The following is a 17,691-nucleotide window of genomic DNA, read 5'->3' on the forward strand; positions in this document are numbered from 1 at the left end:
TCGACGACACAACCGTTGCCGGCGTTGTGACCGTCGACGATCTCGCCAGGCTCTTGCTGTCGCCCTGACAAGCGGGCGGAGCTTCAACGCTTGATCCCGCGGCCCAGAGGGACCGGCGGCTGCGGCCGGGGACCTGGCAGCGTCGATTGCCGCCTTTTCCTGGTTGAGTGGAGCCTGGTCCGGGCAACAAAAAACCCCCGGCTTTTGGCTCGGGGGTTTTTTTATCTGGTTGCGGGGGCAGGATTTGAACCTGCGACCTTCAGGTTATGAGCCATGTCGAACAGATCATGAACAACTGCGCTGGACTGCGTTTTCTTTCGACATTTCCGCCACTTCGCGGCGCTTGCCCTCTGACCATCTTGCGCAGGAACTCGCAAGAAACCGCCGCGAACCTCTCCCTCTTGCTTCCACCATGCTTCCACACGCCGGAGGGTTGATGCATTGGTAGCAGCATGATCTCGGAAAGGCAGCGAGTAGATTTTTGCGAAAACACTCTCGCCCTGGTCTATTGCGTGGCGTGCAACAGCCCGCGGGTAGTAACACCATCAGTTTCAGGATGGAGCGTCGACTTTTCCACGTCGCCCTGCTCGTGTGTCAATCGCCCGACGTCTTTCATTCTCGCCAGGTCAACAGACAGGTCGGATTGCAGCACGCCTTCAATGAGGTATGATGGCCGCATCAGGGGGCTTTGCAAATGTCGAGAGTGGTTTTCGCCGGGCTCGGGGTGGTGACCATGCTCGTAGGAACCGCTGTTGCGGGACCCTTCGAAGATGGTTTTCTTGCTTACGAACGTGGTGACTACACGGATGCAGCGATGTGGTATCGTATTGCAGCCAATCAGGGTGACGCGATTGCTCAATATCATCTCGGTGTGATGTATGAAAATGGGCGTGGCGTCCCTCAAGATTTTCCCGAAGCAATAAAGTGGTATCGCTTATCAGCACAACAAGGCATTGGCCGCGCCCAATATAACCTGGGCATAATGTATGCCAATGGCCAAGGGGTACCATTGGACGATGCTGCTGCATCGAAATGGAAACGCCTGTCCTCTGACCAAAGCGACGCCGAAAACCAGCTTCATCTAGCGTTGATGTATGAAGAGGGGCAGGAAGTTCCACAAGACTACGAACAAGCCGCCAAGTGGTACCGCTTAGCCGCCGATCAAGGGAATGCACTCGCCCAATATAAAGTCGGCTTTATGTATGAGACTGGCCGAGGTGTCCCTCAAAACCATGACGAGGCGGCAAGATGGTATAGGCTATCGGCTGACCAGGGCAATGCACTCGCCCAGTACAACATGGCCCTCTTGTACGAAACCGGGACAGGCGTTCCTCGGGATTATGCCGAAGCAGTGAGGTGGTATCGCTTAGCAGCGGATCAAGGCGATATCTTCGCGCAGTATAATCTCGGTACCAAATATGAAGCAGGCCAAGGCGTTGAAAGAAACGATGTCCTCGCGCACATGTGGTTCAGCTTAGCAGCCGCTCAGGGCGATGCGGATGCGGCTGGGAAGATGTTGATGCTTGCCAGGTGGATGACGCTTGATGAGGTCGCCGAGGCAGAGCGCATGGCCCACGAGTGGGAGGCCGCACGGTAGAGCAGCAGTTACCGACCGATAGCGCACTGGCACAGCAACGGTCTGCCGCCTTCATTTGAATATCGATCCGCCTATGAATTTCTTGCCCGCGTGAACATAGCCAATCTGTTCGTTGCTGCACCGGTTGGGGCACGCCAGTTCCAGCGCCGTTCCCCTGCACGCGGAGAAGATCGCCACCCCTCCAGCGGCAGCCGAACCGGCTTCAACCAGTAGCACTGCCTCCCTGTCGGCGTCCTGCTCACGGCGTTACCAGGACCTCACTTGACGAGCCCCGCCTTTTCCAGCGCCGCGCCCCAGACGGCGCTATCCTTGGTAATGCGGTCGGACAAACTGTCCGGCGAACCACCCTCCGCGCGCCAACCGACTTCCAGCATCTTCTGCTACACCTCGTCGGACCCCAGAATTTTTACAATCTCAGCGTTCAAGCGCGCGATCACATCCGGCTGTGCGTCGGAACTGCCCACCGCGGCGATCCACAGTTCAGCGCGGAAAGTCTCAGGCAATCCCGCATTGCCGGCGATTGTCGGCACCTCTGGCGCCAGCGGAGAGGGCTCGGCGGCGGTAATGCCAAGGATCTTCAGATTACCTGCGCGATACGCTGCGAGGGCGCCGGAGGGCGCCATGAAAGCCATGTCGATTTCCTGCCCCAGGATCGAGTTCGTCGTAAGCGCGATCAGCGCCACACGGTTTTTCCGAGTTGACAGGATCGCCCGCTCACCAGCGAGCCGCCTTGACGCGGTTCGGCATGAAGTGCGATCGGATTGCTACAACGGCCCTGGCGATNGAGTTTTTTGAACTTTTTGCGACGCCGTATGATGATCTAATGAATCGCGCGCGGGTCCGCGAAGCCACGCACCGGCCCCATTGACGCCACACTGCGCGGGGATTGTCCGCACCGAGCGAGGGGGCTCGTTTCGAATCGGGCAGTCACGACCGCGGTCGTTCGGCGGCCTTTCATTGACAGGATGGCTTGTGGCAGGCACTTTCGCTCGCCACGCCATAAGCACTTGAACCGGGGCTCGGGGACAACGCCTGCAGCGATGCATGATTTCAAACAGGCCATCGCCAAGCTCGGCAACGAGCCGCCGCTGACGACCGGCGGCCGTGCGGGTCCGCCCGACCGGCGCGAAATCTCGGCGCGCTGGCTGTCGGGTACCTTCCTGACCGGCGTGACCTCGGCCGTCCTGATGGGCGTGGCGCTGCTGGCCGCGCTCGACGGTCGCGAGCAGTTGGCGACACCTCCGGAGATCGCCGAGGTGGAAGCCATGGCCCGCCCCGGCGCCGGCGACACCGCCAAGGCCGCGCGCGTCGTTCCGACCTCTGCTGTCAACCGGGCGCGCGACAGGCGGCGCATGGAGCTGCCGACCGTCAGCCGGGTCGGCGACCGCGAGGTCGTCCGCACCATGCCTTTCGTGGAACTGCGCATGCCGCTCGCGGCCGCCTATACCACCACGCGCAACTATCCGGCCTTCGATCCGCTGTCGGTCTTCGCGGAAGGTCCAGAACCCCAGGCCCAGCCTGCACTGGCCACGTCGATCGTCTATGACGCCAAGGTCGAGAGCGAGGTGAGCCTCGAGACGGTCGATTTCCCGATCGAGACCGCTGCCTTCGACGAGACGAGCAGCCTGTCGCCGGACGAGGTCGAGGAGGTCGTGCGCACGACCGGTGCCATCCTCACCGACGGAGAAGTGCAGCTCGCCGCGCTGCACTATGTCGATCCGCTGCGTTTCGGCGAATCGGCGGCCACCGCCACGCTCACACAGTCGTACGGCGTGCGCATCGTCCAGGAAAACGTCTCGGTGGCGCATCGCAACGACGACGTCACTGCCGCGCCGAGCTTCGCGGAGGAGATTCTGATCGTCCGCAACGACCGTCCGACGGTCGACGTGCTGGCCGACGCCGGTTTCTCGGGCGACGACGCGGTCGGTATGGCCGAGGCGATCGGCAGGATGATGAACGCTCCGGCGCTGAAACCGGGCACCGTGCTCCGCCTCGGCATCGAAGCGGCCGGCGAGGAGCCGCACATCGTGCGCGCCAGCCTCTATGACCGCCAGACGCACCTCGTCACCATCGCGGTCGACGATCGGATGCAGTTTGTCCCCGCCGACGAGCCGGACAAGAGCGCCGCCGTCATCGCCGCCTTCGACGACGACAGGCCGCCGGTGCGCATGCGCGGCGAGCTCCCGCGCGTCTATGACGGCATCTACCGCGCGGCCTATTCCTACGGCATGTCGAGCGACATGACCAAGCAACTGATACGGCTGGTCGCAGCCGACGTCGACTTCCAGTCGCGGATCAACCCGACCGACGCCATCGACGTCTTCTTCTCGCAGCCGAGCGACGACGATACCGCCTCGGCGGAATCCGAACTCCTTTACGTGCGGGCGAACTTCGGCGGCAACGAGCGCGCCTTCTACCGCTTCCGGATGGCCGACGGCACGGTGGACTATTTCGACGCCGATGGCCGCAGCGCACGCCAGTTCCTGCTGCGCAACCCGCTGCCGAACGGCAAGTTCCGCTCCGGCTTCGGCAAGCGCCGGCACCCGATCCTGGGCTACGTGAAGATGCACACCGGCGTCGACTGGGCCGCACCGACGGGCACGCCGATCATCGCGGCCGGCTCGGGCGTGGTGAAGAAGGCCGGATGGGCCGGCGGATATGGACGCCAGACCATCATCCGCCACGCCAATGGCTACGAGAGCTCCTACAATCACCAGAGCCGCTTCGCCAAGGGCGTCGTCGCCGGTGCGCGCGTCCGCCAGGGTCAGGTCATCGGCTATGTCGGCTCGACCGGCATGTCGACCGGACCGCACCTGCACTACGAACTGCTGGTGAACGGCGCCAAGGTCGATCCGATGCGCGTGCGCCTGCCCAACGGCCGCGCCCTGAAGGACGATGAACTGGTCGCGTTCCAGGCCGAGCGGGAGCGTATCGACGCCCTGCTCTCCACCGGCGTGGGCGGTTCGCTGCGGCTGGCCAGCGCCGCGCGCTGAGCGGGGCGGCCGGACGCGAAAGGGCGGCCGCGAGGCCGCCCCTGTCTCTGCCCGACCCGGCCGCGTCCCGCCGCCCGGTCGATCGGCCGCCGCGGCGGCCGGCACCCGTCAGTCGATGAACTGCACGAAGATCCCGGGCTTGACCATCCTGGCGAGTTCGGTCGCGTCCCAGTTGGTGAGCCGCACGCAGCCATGGCTGTTCGTCTTGCCGATGCGCGACGGCTCCGGCGTGCCGTGGATGCCGTAGGTGGGCTTCGACAGCGCGATCCAGACGGTGCCGACCGGCCCGTTGGGACCGGGCGGAATGGTCAGGACCTTGTCGTTCTCGCCCTGCTTGAAGTTGATCTTCGGATTGTAGGTGTACTGCGGATCGAGCGCGATGCGCTCGACCTTGACCGTGCCGGACGGCGACGGCGTGTCGGTGGAGCCGATCGTCGCCGGATAGGCGGCAACCAGATTGCCGTCGACGTCATAGGCCCGCACTTGCTTGCGCGTCTTGTCGGCGACGATGCGATCGACCGAACCCGCCTTCGGCTTGCCGGGGTTGGCGACCCTGACCAGCATGCCCGGGCGGTTGAAGTCGACGCTCGGATTGATCGCCTTCAGATAGTCCTCGTCCATGTGGAAGCGCTCGGCCAGCATTTCGGAGGTCGAGGTGAAGGCCAGGCGGTCGAGCGTGGCTTTCTGGCCGTAATCCTCCGGGATCGACGCCACGAAAGGTCCGGCGACGTCCTCGGGCGTCAGCTCGTAGGTCACGAAGGCCGGGCCGCCGGTATCGGCGAGCGAGGCCTCGACCGTGGCGGCGTCCGTCGGATCGAGCCGGTCACCGGTCATCTCGGCCAGCGCGTCGAGCGCCTTCTGGACGTTGGAACCCATCTTGCCGTCGATGACCCCCGGCGACACGCCCGCGCGGTCGAGCAGGATCTGTAGCCGTGCGACCTGTTCGGTCTCGATTTTGGTCGGCTGGACGACGGTGGGCAGGCCTTCGCCGGACCCGGTGGCCGGCGCGCCGGCCCGCGGCGGGGTCGACCCGGTGACCGGATTGTCCGGCAGGGGCTGGCGTTCCACCGGTTCGCCGCGCGCGAACTGGCCGTCGGGATAGACAGGCAGGGCGCGGCGTTCGACCGGCCGGTTGCGCTCGCGATAGACGCGGTAGTCGTCGTCGCCGAACGGCCGGTCGCCGAAATCGTCATAGCCATCGTCACGACCGTAGCGTCGGTCGTCGGAGCGCGGAGCGCCATAGTCCGGCTCCGGCGGCTCGCGCAGCCCGAGCTGCTGCTCGCGGAACCGGCGATACCGCTCGACGGCGGCCGGATCGCCGGGAATGGACGACAGGATGCCGGCGTCGCGCAGCCGGTCGATGCCGGAGCCGCGCCGATCACGCTCCTCGATCGCGATCACCTCGCCGGTCTGCACGTCGACCAGCACGCGCCGCCCCCGCGCGTCGATGTAGACGTCGACGCCGTCGCTCTGGGCAAGCTGCAGCCCGGACGCCGCCGGCCGCGCCATGGCAGGCGCGCCGTTCTCCGATACTGCCGCCGATGCGATGGATGCGAAGCCGGCCGTCACGGCGGTTGCGGCGGAAAAGAGCAGGTGTCGTCCGATCATGTCCCTCGTCTCGGTCTGCGGCCGCGTCGCGCATTGTGCGTCCAGCCTGGAATGCGTTTTCACGATGCAGGGTTCCACATGAACGGGACATGAAGATGGCGAATAGGGAATGGCGAATGGCGAATGGCGAGTGGGCTGGAGCGCGTGAAGTGCAAGGCGTGCGCCGGCGCCCGCGCGGAGCGTCGCTCCGCACGGCCGGTCAGGTCGTCGCGTCCAGGTTTCCCTCGGGGCGGCGTCAGGAGGTGTCGGGGGCGGGAAAGGCGCAGACGGTGGGTATGGCCCAGGACAGCCTTCGCTGGCAGACGAGACGGCGCAACGCTTCGACCAGTGGGCTCTCCGCCGAGACCGGATTATCCGCGGGTGACAGGAGGGCGCGAAGAAGGGCTGCGAGCGCGCGCAGGCGCCAGGCCAGCATCGCAGCGTCGGCCGGGCCGCTGCCCGAGCCGGGCCGACCGTCCGGATCGATGCCGAAGCCGAGCGCCTGCCCGACATCGGACGGGTTCCATCCGGTCTCGTCGATCAGGGCATTGCGGACGACGCGCTCGGCATGGCGCAGCAGGGCGAGCACGAACCAGCGGACGGGGAGCGACCGGCCGGCAGCGGCCTCGGCGAGCACGGCCAGCCCGGCGAGCATCCTCGCCGCCTGCCGCAATCCCCGTTCGCTGACCAACCCGCCGTCCATTCCCTCACCTCGCATGAAATCCGCAGACAGTGTGGGGCGGGAGGCGGAGACGTGGACAGATTTTTGATAAGATGTTGATTTCTTTGGCGCGGGCGGTCGCGGCGAGGGAAATGCTTCGTGCTGCCACACGGAAGGAGAAGCGCCTGCGGTCGCCGCTCCCCTTCTCCGCCCCGGTACGGCCCGTCCTCCGGCCCCATTTTCATGAGGCAGAGGACGGGCGGGTGGGTCAGGCGGCTTCGGCTTCGCTCACCACCTGCGCCCGCGGGCGGAACAGCAGGCGGTCGGAGCCGGACGCGATGCCGACGGTCTGGCCGTCGCGGATGTCGCCCATCAGGATCTTCTCGGCGAGCGGATCCTGCAGTTCCTTCTGCATCACGCGCTTGAGCGGGCGGGCGCCGTAGGCCGGGTCGTAGCCCTTCTCGGCCAGCCACTCGATGGCGGTCTCGTCGAGATCGAGCACGATCTTGCGGTCGACGAGCAGCTTTTCGAGCCGCCTGAGCTGGATGCGCACGATCTTGCCCATGTCGGCGCGGCGCAGCCTGTGGAACAGGATGACCTCGTCGATACGGTTCAGGAACTCGGGCCGGAACGAGGACCGCACCACGCCCATGACCTCGGAGCGCACCGCGTCGACGTCCTGGTCGTCGCGCAGCGAGACCAGATATTCGGCGCCGAGATTCGACGTCATGATGATCAGCGTGTTGCGGAAATCGACGGTGCGGCCCTGGCCGTCGGTGAGGCGGCCATCGTCGAGCACCTGTAAGAGCACGTTGAAGACATCCGGGTGCGCCTTCTCGATCTCGTCGAACAGCACCACCTGGTAGGGCCGCCGCCGCACGGCTTCCGTCAGCGCCCCGCCCTCCTCGTAGCCGACATAGCCGGGAGGCGCGCCGATGAGCCGCGACACGGAGTGCTTTTCCATGAACTCCGACATGTCGATGCGCACCATGGCGTTCTCGTCGTCGAAAAGGAACGAGGCAAGCGCCTTGGTGAGCTCGGTCTTGCCGACGCCGGTGGGGCCGAGGAACATGAACGAGCCGATCGGCCGGTTCGGGTCCTGCAGCCCGGCGCGGGCGCGCCGCACCGCCTTGGACACGGCCTGCACGGCCTCGCCCTGGCCGACGACGCGGCGGGCGATCTCGTCTTCCATGCGCAGGAGCTTGTCGCGCTCGCCCTCCAGCATCCGGTCGACCGGAATGCCGGTCCAGCGCGAGACGACCTGCGCGATGTTGTCGGGCGTGACCTCCTCCTGCACCATGGAGGAACGGCCATCCTGCGCCTCGGCCTCGACGAGCTTCTTCTCGAGCTCGGGGATGCGGCCATAGGCGAGTTCGCCGGCCCGCTGGAACTCGCCCTTGCGCTGGGCGATGGCGAGTTCGTTGCGGGCCTCGTCGAGCTCGCCCTTCAGGTCGGCGGCAAGCCCGAGCTTCTGCTTCTCGGCCTGCCACTTCGCGGTGATTTCGGCCGAATCCTCCTCGAGGCCGGTCAGTTCCTGCTCGAGCCGGACGAGCCGGTCCTTCGAGGCCTCGTCCTTCTCGGCCTTCAGCGCCTCGCGCTCGATCTTCAGCTGCATGATGCGGCGGTCGATCTCGTCGAGTTCCTCGGGCTTGGAATCGATCTGCATGCGCACGCGCGAAGAAGCCTCGTCGACGAGGTCGATGGCCTTGTCGGGCAGGAAGCGGTCGGCGATGTAGCGATTGGACAGGGTGGCGGCGGCGACCAGTGCGCTGTCGGAGATGCGCACCTTGTGGTGCTGCTCGTACTTCTCCTTCAGGCCGCGCAGGATGGAGACGGTGTCCTCCACGGTCGGCTCGTTGACGAAGACCGGCTGGAAGCGGCGGGCAAGGGCTGCGTCCTTCTCGACATGCTTGCGGTACTCGTCGAGCGTGGTGGCTCCGACGCAGTGCAGCTCGCCGCGCGCCAGCGCGGGCTTGAGCAGGTTGGACGCATCCATCGCGCCTTCAGCCTTGCCGGCGCCGACCAGCGTGTGCATTTCGTCGATGAACAGGATGATCTCGCCCTCGGCGGTGGTGACCTCCGACAGCACGGCCTTCAGCCGTTCCTCGAACTCGCCGCGATACTTGGCGCCGGCGATCAGCGAACCCATGTCGAGCGCCATCAGGCGCTTGTCCTTCAGGCTCTCGGGCACGTCGCCGTTGACGATGCGCAGCGCGAGACCCTCGGCGATGGCGGTCTTGCCGACGCCCGGCTCGCCGATCAGCACGGGATTGTTCTTGGTGCGGCGCGACAGGACCTGGATGGTGCGGCGAATCTCGTCGTCGCGGCCGATCACCGGATCGAGCTTGCCTGCGCGGGCATCGGCGGTGAGGTCTCGCGCATACTTCTTCATCGCCTCGAAGCCCTGCTCGGCATTGGCCGAATCGGCCGTGCGGCCCTTGCGGATGTCGTTGATGACGGCATTGAGCGACTGCGCCGTGACGCCGGCCTTGGCCAGGATGTCGGACGTCTTGGCCGACTTCTCGACGGCGAGCGCGGTGAGCAGGCGCTCGACCGTGACGAAACTGTCGCCGGCCTTTTTCGCCAGTTCCTCGGCGGTGGAAAAGACCTTGGCGATCGGCTGCGACAGATAGAGCTGGCCGTTGCCGCCCTCGACCTGCGGCAGCGCCTTGAGCGCTGCCTCAACGCCCAGCTGGACATCCTTCGGCCGGCCGCCGGCGCGCTCGATCAGGTTGGCCGCGAGGCCCTCCTCGTCGTCGACGAGGACCTTCAGCACGTGCTCGGGGACGAACTGCTGGTGATTGCGCGACAGCGCCATGGTCTGCGCGGACTGGATGAAGCCCCGGACGCGCTCGGAGTATTTCTCGACGTTCATGCTCTTGTCTCCATTCCCTGGCCGGCCCGCTTGGCGGCACCGGCTCGGCTCGAGGTGACGGGCCGCTCGTCAGCGAGCCGGCCCAACTCGGGCTGATATGGAGATTAGGACAGGGTTCCTCAAGATGGCTTGATGCGGGTCAAACGGGGGGCGCCCGGAGCGGTGCTGCCCCATGCACGGTCGCGCGCGAAGACGCCCGCCCGGCTGCGACCCGGCGTCCGGCGCGACACGGCGTCCGGACGCGTCAGCGCGCCAGCACGTCGTCCCAGTCGGGCGCGTGGCGGGCGATTTCGTCGGCGACGTACCAGCAGGCGGGCGTGATGGTGAGCCCCTGGGCGCGCGCGTCCGCCACCAGCCGCTCGACCAGCGCCTCGGCGATGCCGTCGCCGCGATAGGGCACCGGCACGAAGGTGTGATCGGCGACGATGCGCCCCTCGCCCGCCCGCACGAAGGTGAGGCGCGAGTCCTCGCCGTTCGGCATCGGCACGAAGTAGCGGCCGCCCTTGGCGGTTTCCTCGAACTGGATGGCGGGGGTGGTCATCGGCGACTCTCCGGGAAGGCGTGCGGGACAGGCTGTCATTTCGACGATGCAAACAGGAATCAGCAATGGTCACGTCATTCGGAAAGCCCAGAATCAGTTAGGTTGCAGTCCGTCACCTTGCAACCTGCATCGCCATTTTGGGAGACGATCAGCATGCTGAAGATGAGTTTCGAACGGGGGAGCGTGACGTTCGTTCCCGAGAGCCATGTCTGGACGGACGGCGTGGAAGCACGAGATCCTGATTCAAGCGACAACACCGCATGAGTAGATGTTCCTGCCCATTTCAGAGTTTATTACAACTTGAGATTCCATGAGGACGACGATGTTTTCTGCAACCACAATTCAATCATGTTGACGATTGTGGTCGCTGTTTCCGATGAAAGCACTCCTTATGGCGTCATCGAAAAGAGCGCAGCAAGGGGCGTACCGCTTCTGCTGCGCAAGGTCGCCGATGAGTTCGAAAGGAAGCCCCTCGAGGAAGCGGCAAGAACCGGCTAGCCGCGCACGCAGAGGAAGCCGAGGCGGCCGGAGCCCATGTCGCCGCCATTGCATTGCATGAAGGGCGCCTCGGGCCGGCGGTGGATCCAGTAGTCGCCGCCGAACATGCGGTAGACGCAGACGAGCGACGGCTGGCCGCCGATCATCTCGACGCGCGCGCCGGTGACGCGGCTGGACTGGTTGGTGGCCGTCCAGGCCGCGTCGCCCGTGTGGCTGACGACGCCGCGCGCCTCGGGCGGACAGTAGTGGACCTGCGAGGCCGCGGACGCGGGAAGACCGGAGGCGGCGATGGCAGAGGCGCTGAAGGCGGCGAGGACGAGAAGGCGACGCATGTGAACTCCCCCTTTGGCGGCGGGCGACGGCCCGGCGCGAACGGGGGAAGAATCCATCCCGCGCGATGAACACGGCATGAATGCGCGGATGTCGGCGCGACGGGTGGTTAACGTCCGCTTGCCCGGCCTGCCGGGGCAGGCCGCCTGGCGGCCCGGCGCCCGCAGCCGTGCCGGGCACCTGTCGGCGCCGACTAACCCTTCAGCACGTCGGCCCATTCGCGGTGGCGGCGGAACTGTTCGCGGGCGAAGGGGCAGAGCGGGATGATGGTCTTGCCGGCGGCGCGGGCGTCTTCCACCGCGCGGGTGACGAGCTTCAGGCCGATGCCCTGGCCCCGGAAGACGTCCGGGACCTCGGTGTGGTCGATGATGATCTGGCGCTCGCCGATCTTGGAGAAAGTCGATTCGGCGACCTCGCCGTTCGCGCCGCGGATGAAGTAGCGGCCCTTGGAGCCGTAATCCTCGAATTCGACGGTGACGGGTGCGTCGGTCATGACGGGCTCCTTTCCGTTTCGACGCCGGCGAAATGCCGGGCCGCGGCCGCAACCTCGTCGGGCCGCAGCTCGTGGCCGCCGGGATGCCAGTGCATGGTAACGGCGGCGCCCGCGTCCGTCAGCCAGCTTTCCAGCCGATGGGTCAGGTTGGGCGGGCAGATCGGATCGCGCTGGCCGGCGGTGACGAGGATCGGCCGGCCCGCGAGCGAGCCTTCAATGTGCGGCTGGAACGGGATCAGCGGGTGCATCAGTACCACCGCGTCGAAGAGATCCGGATGTGCGAAAAGCACCGTGGCGAGGATGTTGGCGCCGTTGGAATAGCCGAAGGCCAGCACGCGGGACGGCTTTTCGGCCGCGACCTGCGCCTTCACGAAGCCAGCCATCTTCGCCGTCGCCCGGGCGAGGTCGTCCATGTCGTAGACGCCCTCCCCCGTGCGACGGAAGAAGCGCGCCGCGCCGGACTCGGAGACGTCGCCGCGCGGCGACACGATGGTGGCGCCGGGAACGAGCTCGCCGGCGAGATCGACGAGCTGGTTCTCGTCGCCGCCGGTGCCGTGGAAGGCAAAGACCAGCGGTGAGCCGGGAGCACCTTGCTCCCGGCGGTGGACGTAGCTGTCGGTGGACATCGGATCGGTCCTTTCTGCGGTCAGTCGGCGATCGGCTGGAGATGGCTCTCCAGGATCCTGCGCAGGTGCTCGTGCTGCGTGGGCAGCTTGAGCGCCTCGCCGAGATGCGCGGTGTCCTCGTCGCGGTCGAAGCCTGGCTCGTTGGTGGCGACCTCGAACAGGATGCCGCCCGGCGTGCGGAAGTAGATCGCCCAGAAATAGTCGCGGTCGATCACCGGGGTCACCTGATAGCCCGTGTCCATCAGCGCCTTGCGCACCTCGAGCTGACGGGCGCGGTTCTCGACCGCGAAGGCGACGTGGTGGACCGAGCCGGCGCCGAGATCGGCGCGGTTGCCGGCGATGGTCTCGATGTCGATGACGTCAGCGCCATTGCCGCCAGGAACCGCGAGCCGCGTGACGGCGCCCGACTTGTCGACGGGCTGGTAGCCCATGAACGTCAGCAGTTCCTCGGTCGCGCCGCCATCGCGCAGCCGAAGCGACACGGAATGGAAGCCGCGGATCGCCTCGTCGCCGGCCACGGCGCCCTTCGTCCAGGGCTGGCGGCCATCATCCTTCGCCTCGACCAGCGCGAACTCGTCATGGTCGGGCCCGGTGAAGACGAGCCGCTTCTCGCCGAAGCTCTCGGACTCGGAGAGGCCAGCGACGCCCTCGGCGGCCAGACGGTCGCGCCAGAAGGACAGCGCCCCCTCGGGAACGGCAAAGACGGTGGTGCCCACTTCGCCGGCACCGCCGCGGCGGGGGCCGATGTTGGGGAACGGGAAGTAGGTCATCACCGATCCCGGCGTTCCCTGCTCGTCGCCATAATAGAGATGGTAGACGTCGGGCGCGTCGAAGTTGACCGTCTTCTTGACCCGGCGCAGGCCGAGCTTGTGGGTGAAGAAGGAATTGTTTTCCTGGGCATCGCGCGCCATCGAGGTCACGTGATGCAGGCCCTTGATCTGGTCGAGCATGGTTCTCGTCCTTTCGCTCACTGCGGACTGAGCCGCTTGCTTCTGTCTGAAGCGATATTTCGGCTTTTGTCCGGGAATTGAAAGGCGAGGAAAGCAGAATGCATTGTCTACTGATTGTGAACGATAAACGCGCCACTGTTTATAAATGGCGCTAACGCAAATGAAAAAAGCCCCGCCGCTCGCGCGACGGGGCCGTTTTTCGATTGAGGCTCGCAGGGAGCCGTACGTCGTCGGATCAGTTGGGGACAACCATCCGCATGCCGTCACGACCCGTGGCGTAGTTTGCCTCGTCGTAAGCCGGCTGGGCCTCGAGCTGTTCCTGCGTGAACGGCGTGTAGAGGTAGCGGTTGCCGTTCTCGTCGAGCATGAACTCGAGATTGTCCATGCCGACCGCGACTTCCTTCTCGCCGATGCCGAGGAAACCACCGACGTCGATGATGACGGCGTCGATCTGTCCGTCCTGGCTCATGACGAGATCGCCGACTTCGCCGACATTCTCCTCGTTGTTGCCGTAGACGGTGCTGCCGATGATGTTCTCGGCGGTCAGCTCCTCAGCGGCCATCGGCTGAAGCGTCGTACGGTCGATGGCAGCCGTGCGGGTCTGGTCGGTGCCAGCCGCCGGAGCAACCTGCTCGCCGGCTGCCGGCTGCTGCGTGCCGTTGGGCTCGACGACGACGACGTCGACATCGGAGTCCTGCTCGGCGGCCATGGTCTGGTTGGCCTGGCCGTCGGTCGCCGGAGCGGCGGTCGTGGCCTGGCCGTCCGCTGCGGGAGCGATGACGTCGGCATCACCCTCGACAGGCGCAGCGGCGAGATCCTCGGCCGTGGCCGGCTGGGTCTGGCCGACATTGGTGCCTTCCGGCATCGGCTGGTAGGCGAGGCGGTCGAACTCGGGCTGCGCCTTCAGGGCGTCCGCCGTCGTCTCGACCACGATCCAGCGGTCGTCGTTGCGCTCGACCCATTCGGCCAGGTCGTACTCGATGGCCACGTCCTTCTCGCCGATGCCGAGGAAGCCGCCGACACCGATCACCAGTGCCTCGATCGAGCCGTCGGCACCGATGACGATGTCGTTGACTTCGCCGATGCTCTCGGCGTTGTCGGCGGTGCTGTTGTAGACGGTCTCACCGATGATGTTGGACGCGAGGTTGCCGTCGGCCTGCGTGACCATGCGGCTCTCGCCGGCGACGTTGTTCTGCATGGCCGGATCCTGCACCGCAGTGCCCGGCTGGGTGGTGGTCGGAGCGGTGGTCTGCGCCAAGGCGCCGGTGGACATCAGGGCTGCGACGGCAGTGGTCGCCAAAAGCTTGCGGATCATGTTAGTCTCTCCTTGTGCATTTTTGATGCATGGGCCGCGCGTCTGTCAGAACTTGCAGGTGACGTCAGACGCGTGGCCCTTTCACCCGCTCACAACGCCGTGACTTTGAAGTGGTTCCGCACGGCGGAGGCGAGATGGTCGACGTTGCGTTTCGCCGCAAAGCAGGCGGAACCGGCCTGCAATCACGACGTTGTGCCGCCGCGCGCGTGCCCACGCGCACGTACACTATGCCCCACCGGGACCCTCTCACCGGAATCTTGAACCTCATGCAGTTTCTCGCGATCCTGAACCGCGACGGCGGAACCTTGCGCACCACCGATCTGGCTGCGCTGTCGGACTTTCTAACTCGGACGATGGAAGCGGCCGGTCATCGTATCGACGTCGAGATCGTCCGCGGCCGCGAGATCGTGGCAGCGCTGGACCGGGCGGTCGCGCGCGACGATGTCGAGGTGGTCCTGGCCGGCGGGGGCGACGGGACGATCTCGGCGGCGGCCGCCGTGCTCATGGACACGGACAAGGCGCTGGCGATCCTGCCGGCCGGGACGATGAACCTGTTCGCCCGCGGCCTCGGCATCTCTCTGACGCTGGAGCAGGCGATCGAAGGCTATGCCCATGGACACGTCAAGGCCGTGGACATCGCCACCGCCAATGGTCGTCCCTTCATCCACCAGTTCTCGATCGGGCTGCACGCGCGCATGGTGCAATTGCGCTCACGCTTCGAATACGGTTCGCGAATCGGCAAGATCTGGGCGTCGGTACGGGCCGCCTTCGCCGTGCTGCGCCACCCCCCCGCCATCGATATCGCACTGGACGTGGGCGAGGCGGAAATCAGGACGACGACGACGGGGCTCGGCATCTCGAACAACCTGTTCGGCCAGGGCCACCTGCCCTTTGCCGACACGCCCGACGGTGGGGTGCTCGGCATCTATGTCGCCGGCGCCGCCAACCGGCTGCAACTCGCCTGGCTGTTCCTGGCGATGACGCTCGGCCGGTGGCAGGAAACCGAGATCGTGGAGATCCACGAATGCGAGACGGCGACGCTGAAGATCCTGTCGCCGACCCGCCGCTACCGCTGCGTGATCGACGGCGAACTGGCAGCCTTGGAAAAGGAGACGGTTCTGAAGATCCACCCGAAGGCGCTGAAGGTGCTCGTGGCGGATGTGGAGGCCACCACGACGGCGTGAGCCTCAGTCGAGGTCGTCGCCGTCGCGGGAGCGGTTTTCCCGCCAGATGGCATAGGCCGCCAGGCCGGCGAGCGGCAAAGCGAGAGATCCGACCACGCCGATCTGCCGGATGACGGCCGGAAGCGCGGCGACCGCCGCCGCGGTGGCAAAGGAGCGGAGCTGATCCGACTTTTCCGCCTCGGCGCGAATCCGGGCCCGCCGGGAGGCCACGGAACGATGCACCATCATGGTGACCGCGGCGATCGCCATGAAACCGACGCCAAATCCAAGCGCGGCCTCCATTGGGCCCCATCGATCCGCCGCCCAGATGAAGGCGGCGATGACGAGGAAGCAGAGACCGAGCAGTAAGGCTGTGCCGGCGATCGCGTAGTCGATCGCCGCGCGCCTGAACCGCCGCTTGGCGCGCGACGGATCGAGCGAAGAAAGCAGCAGGATAAGCGTTCGCAGCACGCGCGGCCCTCTAGCGGCGCGCGATCAGGGCGAACAGGAAGCCGACGCAGGCCGCCATGGCAAGCGACGTGACCGGCTTCTCGCGCACGGTGGCCATGAGCTGCGCCTCGACGTCGCGTGCACCGGCGCGCAATTCGTCGAGAGCGGCCTCGCCATGCTCGCGAAGATTCTCCGCGCCGCTCTGCGCCGCCTTGCGCGCGGCCGATGCCGAACGCTCCGACGAGCGGGCCAGCTGGGCCTTCAGCAACTCCATCTCTTCCTTGAGGATGGCGATCTGCTGCTCGAACTCCTCGCGCGACGCGGATTTCGACTGCGCGGCACCGGTTGTGGCATCGTCGGGCGTGGCTTGGCTTGGGCTCATGAAGGTTCTTCCTCTTCTGCTGGAACCGTTCAACGCGGCCGCCGGCCCACGGTTCCGTTTTCCCTTCGCGGCGAAGGAACCCGAACGCATGAAACGGCGTTTCCACCACCAAGTCCAGCCGGAAAACACACAACACCATGCAGCAGCGGGCCTTCAAGAAGCCGCCCATCGTGCGGCTGCCGCCGCGCTCGAATGTCGAAGTCCTTCTGTCGAAGGGCGCCCAGCTCGGCACCATCGCGGTCGGGCTGGTCGCCGTCGTCTTTGCGCTGGACACCGCCGAATTCGTGCTGTCGCCCGTGCTGATGGCCGTCGTCATCGGCCTGATGTTCGGCCCGGTCGCCACCGTGATCGAGCGACGCGGCGTCCCCCCAGCGATCTCGGCGGCGGCAGTGGTGCTGCTTTTCCTGCTGATCCTGGCGCTGGGCATGCTGGCGCTGGCCGCGCCGCTGTCCACCTGGATCGACCGGGCGCCCCAGATCTGGAGCCAGCTGCAGTTCCACCTGGCACAATTCCGCGAGCCCATGAACGTTCTGGAAGATCTGCGCGAGGAATTGCGCTCGTTTTCCGGCGACAGCGTCACGGTGTCGGTCGAAGAGGGGACCGCGGTGGAAAGCGTCGCGGTGCTGGCGCCGGCGATCATCGGCCAGGTCCTGCTCTTCCTGGCCAGCCTCTACTTCTTCGTGGCGACACGCCAGCAGAGCCGCAACGCCGTCCTGCGCGTCTGCACAACACGAAAGATCCGCTGGCGGGTCGGCCACATCTTCCGAGATGTGGAGCACCGGGTTTCACGCTATCTTCTGTCGATCACCGTGATCAATCTCGGACTCGGCGGCGCCGTTGCTCTGGCGATGCTGGCCATCGGCATGCCGTCGGCGGCCCTCTGGGGCGCGCTGGCGGCGATCCTCAACTTCGTCGTCTACCTTGGACCGGCGGTCATGGCGGCGATCCTCTTCGCCGTCGGGCTCACGCAATACGATACTCTCGGTGGAAGCCTGCTTCCGCCCCTCGTCTACCTGGCGGTCAACCTCGTCGAGGCGCAGTTCGTGACGCCGCAGGTGATCGGCCGCACCATGCTGATGAACCCCTTCGTGGTGATCCTTGCCATTGCCTTCTGGATCTGGCTGTGGGGGCCGCTCGGCGGCTTCATCGCCATTCCGATGCTGCTCATCTTCTACGCCATCGCCGGCAACATCGTGCCCGGCATGGACTGGAGCGACAGCCACTGACGGG

At 66.0% G+C, this 17,691-nt stretch carries 18 protein-coding genes (1 of these 18 running past the window's edge); 6 read left to right on the plus strand and 12 right to left on the minus strand.

Translation table 11 applies throughout. From position 1 onward, the window contains the following. Positions 1-68: the 3' portion of an acyl carrier protein gene (locus N1F91_RS20940; protein ID WP_289995150.1), read on the plus strand. It extends 175 nt beyond the left edge of the window; 68 of the gene's 243 nt are visible here — the last part of the coding sequence; the start codon falls outside the window, past its left edge; its stop codon occupies positions 66-68. A gap of 665 nt (positions 69-733) precedes the next feature. After that, positions 734-1,597, plus strand: coding sequence for an SEL1-like repeat protein (locus N1F91_RS20945; RefSeq protein WP_289995151.1), 864 nt, complete (start codon positions 734-736; stop codon positions 1,595-1,597). 380 nt (positions 1,598-1,977) lie between these two features. Here N1F91_RS20945 and N1F91_RS20950 read toward each other — a convergent pair whose 3' ends face one another. Next, entirely contained in the window at positions 1,978-2,280 is a 303-nt protein-coding gene (locus N1F91_RS20950; RefSeq protein WP_289995152.1) for a tripartite tricarboxylate transporter substrate-binding protein, read from the minus strand. Between the two features lie 357 nt (positions 2,281-2,637). On the opposite strand from N1F91_RS20950, the gene N1F91_RS20955 reads away from it, so the two are divergent. Further along, entirely contained in the window at positions 2,638-4,590 is a 1,953-nt protein-coding gene (locus tag N1F91_RS20955) for a M23 family metallopeptidase (RefSeq protein WP_289995153.1), read from the plus strand. 108 nt (positions 4,591-4,698) lie between these two features. Here N1F91_RS20955 and N1F91_RS20960 read toward each other — a convergent pair whose 3' ends face one another. The 4 genes from N1F91_RS20960 to N1F91_RS20975 form a co-directional block, all read right to left on the minus strand. Then, on the minus strand, positions 4,699-6,198 hold the full coding sequence (locus N1F91_RS20960) for a L,D-transpeptidase (RefSeq protein ID WP_289995155.1): 1,500 nt from the start codon (positions 6,196-6,198) through the stop codon (positions 4,699-4,701). A gap of 235 nt (positions 6,199-6,433) precedes the next feature. Further along, positions 6,434-6,880 (minus strand): hypothetical protein, encoded by a 447-nt coding sequence (locus tag N1F91_RS20965; protein WP_289995156.1) that lies wholly within the window; start codon positions 6,878-6,880, stop codon positions 6,434-6,436. 226 nt (positions 6,881-7,106) lie between these two features. Further along, on the minus strand, positions 7,107-9,713 hold the full coding sequence (gene clpB / locus N1F91_RS20970; RefSeq protein ID WP_289995157.1) for an ATP-dependent chaperone ClpB: 2,607 nt from the start codon (positions 9,711-9,713) through the stop codon (positions 7,107-7,109). 244 nt (positions 9,714-9,957) lie between these two features. Then, entirely contained in the window at positions 9,958-10,254 is a 297-nt protein-coding gene (locus tag N1F91_RS20975) for a GNAT family N-acetyltransferase (RefSeq protein WP_289995158.1), read from the minus strand. A 348-nt stretch (positions 10,255-10,602) separates the two neighbouring features. Between N1F91_RS20975 and N1F91_RS20980 the strand changes: the two genes are divergently transcribed. After that, positions 10,603-10,752: a hypothetical protein gene (locus N1F91_RS20980; protein WP_289995159.1), complete on the plus strand. Its 150-nt coding sequence runs from the start codon at positions 10,603-10,605 to the stop codon at positions 10,750-10,752. Here N1F91_RS20980 and N1F91_RS20985 read toward each other — a convergent pair. From N1F91_RS20985 to N1F91_RS21005, 5 genes are all read right to left on the minus strand, one after another. Further along, complete coding sequence (locus N1F91_RS20985; RefSeq protein ID WP_289995160.1) at positions 10,749-11,084, minus strand: hypothetical protein; 336 nt, start codon at positions 11,082-11,084, stop codon at positions 10,749-10,751. The two genes, N1F91_RS20980 and N1F91_RS20985, sit on opposite strands and share 4 nt — an antisense overlap. 191 nt (positions 11,085-11,275) lie before the next feature. After that, positions 11,276-11,575, minus strand: coding sequence for a GNAT family N-acetyltransferase (locus tag N1F91_RS20990; RefSeq protein WP_289995161.1), 300 nt, complete (start codon positions 11,573-11,575; stop codon positions 11,276-11,278). Further along, positions 11,572-12,201 carry an alpha/beta hydrolase gene (locus N1F91_RS20995; protein WP_289995165.1) on the minus strand — a complete coding sequence of 210 codons (630 nt, stop codon included), beginning with the start codon at positions 12,199-12,201 and terminating at the stop codon, positions 11,572-11,574. The genes N1F91_RS20990 and N1F91_RS20995 overlap by 4 nt, the downstream gene beginning before the upstream one ends. A gap of 20 nt (positions 12,202-12,221) precedes the next feature. Then, positions 12,222-13,151, minus strand: a complete 930-nt coding sequence (locus tag N1F91_RS21000; protein ID WP_289995167.1) for a VOC family protein — start codon at positions 13,149-13,151, stop codon at positions 12,222-12,224. A 235-nt stretch (positions 13,152-13,386) separates the two neighbouring features. Beyond that, a complete protein-coding gene (locus N1F91_RS21005; RefSeq protein WP_289995170.1) occupies positions 13,387-14,466 on the minus strand; it encodes a PRC-barrel domain-containing protein in 1,080 nt (359 codons plus the stop codon). A gap of 266 nt (positions 14,467-14,732) precedes the next feature. Between N1F91_RS21005 and N1F91_RS21010 the strand changes: the two genes are divergently transcribed. Next, positions 14,733-15,650: a diacylglycerol kinase family protein gene (locus N1F91_RS21010; protein ID WP_289995173.1), complete on the plus strand. Its 918-nt coding sequence runs from the start codon at positions 14,733-14,735 to the stop codon at positions 15,648-15,650. A gap of 3 nt (positions 15,651-15,653) precedes the next feature. On the opposite strand, the gene N1F91_RS21015 is transcribed toward N1F91_RS21010, so the two are convergent. Both N1F91_RS21015 and N1F91_RS21020 read right to left on the minus strand, forming a co-directional pair. Beyond that, a complete protein-coding gene (locus N1F91_RS21015) occupies positions 15,654-16,100 on the minus strand; it encodes a hypothetical protein (protein WP_289995174.1) in 447 nt (148 codons plus the stop codon). Between the two features lie 10 nt (positions 16,101-16,110). Further along, on the minus strand, positions 16,111-16,461 hold the full coding sequence (locus N1F91_RS21020; protein WP_289995175.1) for a hypothetical protein: 351 nt from the start codon (positions 16,459-16,461) through the stop codon (positions 16,111-16,113). A 137-nt stretch (positions 16,462-16,598) separates the two neighbouring features. On the opposite strand from N1F91_RS21020, the gene N1F91_RS21025 reads away from it, so the two are divergent. Continuing rightward, positions 16,599-17,687, plus strand: coding sequence for an AI-2E family transporter (locus N1F91_RS21025; RefSeq protein WP_289995176.1), 1,089 nt, complete (start codon positions 16,599-16,601; stop codon positions 17,685-17,687). Positions 17,688-17,691: the final 4 nt, after the last annotated feature.

It is taken from the genome of Aquibium sp. ELW1220 (genome assembly GCF_030398385.1).
In the GTDB taxonomy this organism is placed as follows: domain Bacteria; phylum Pseudomonadota; class Alphaproteobacteria; order Rhizobiales; family Rhizobiaceae; genus Aquibium.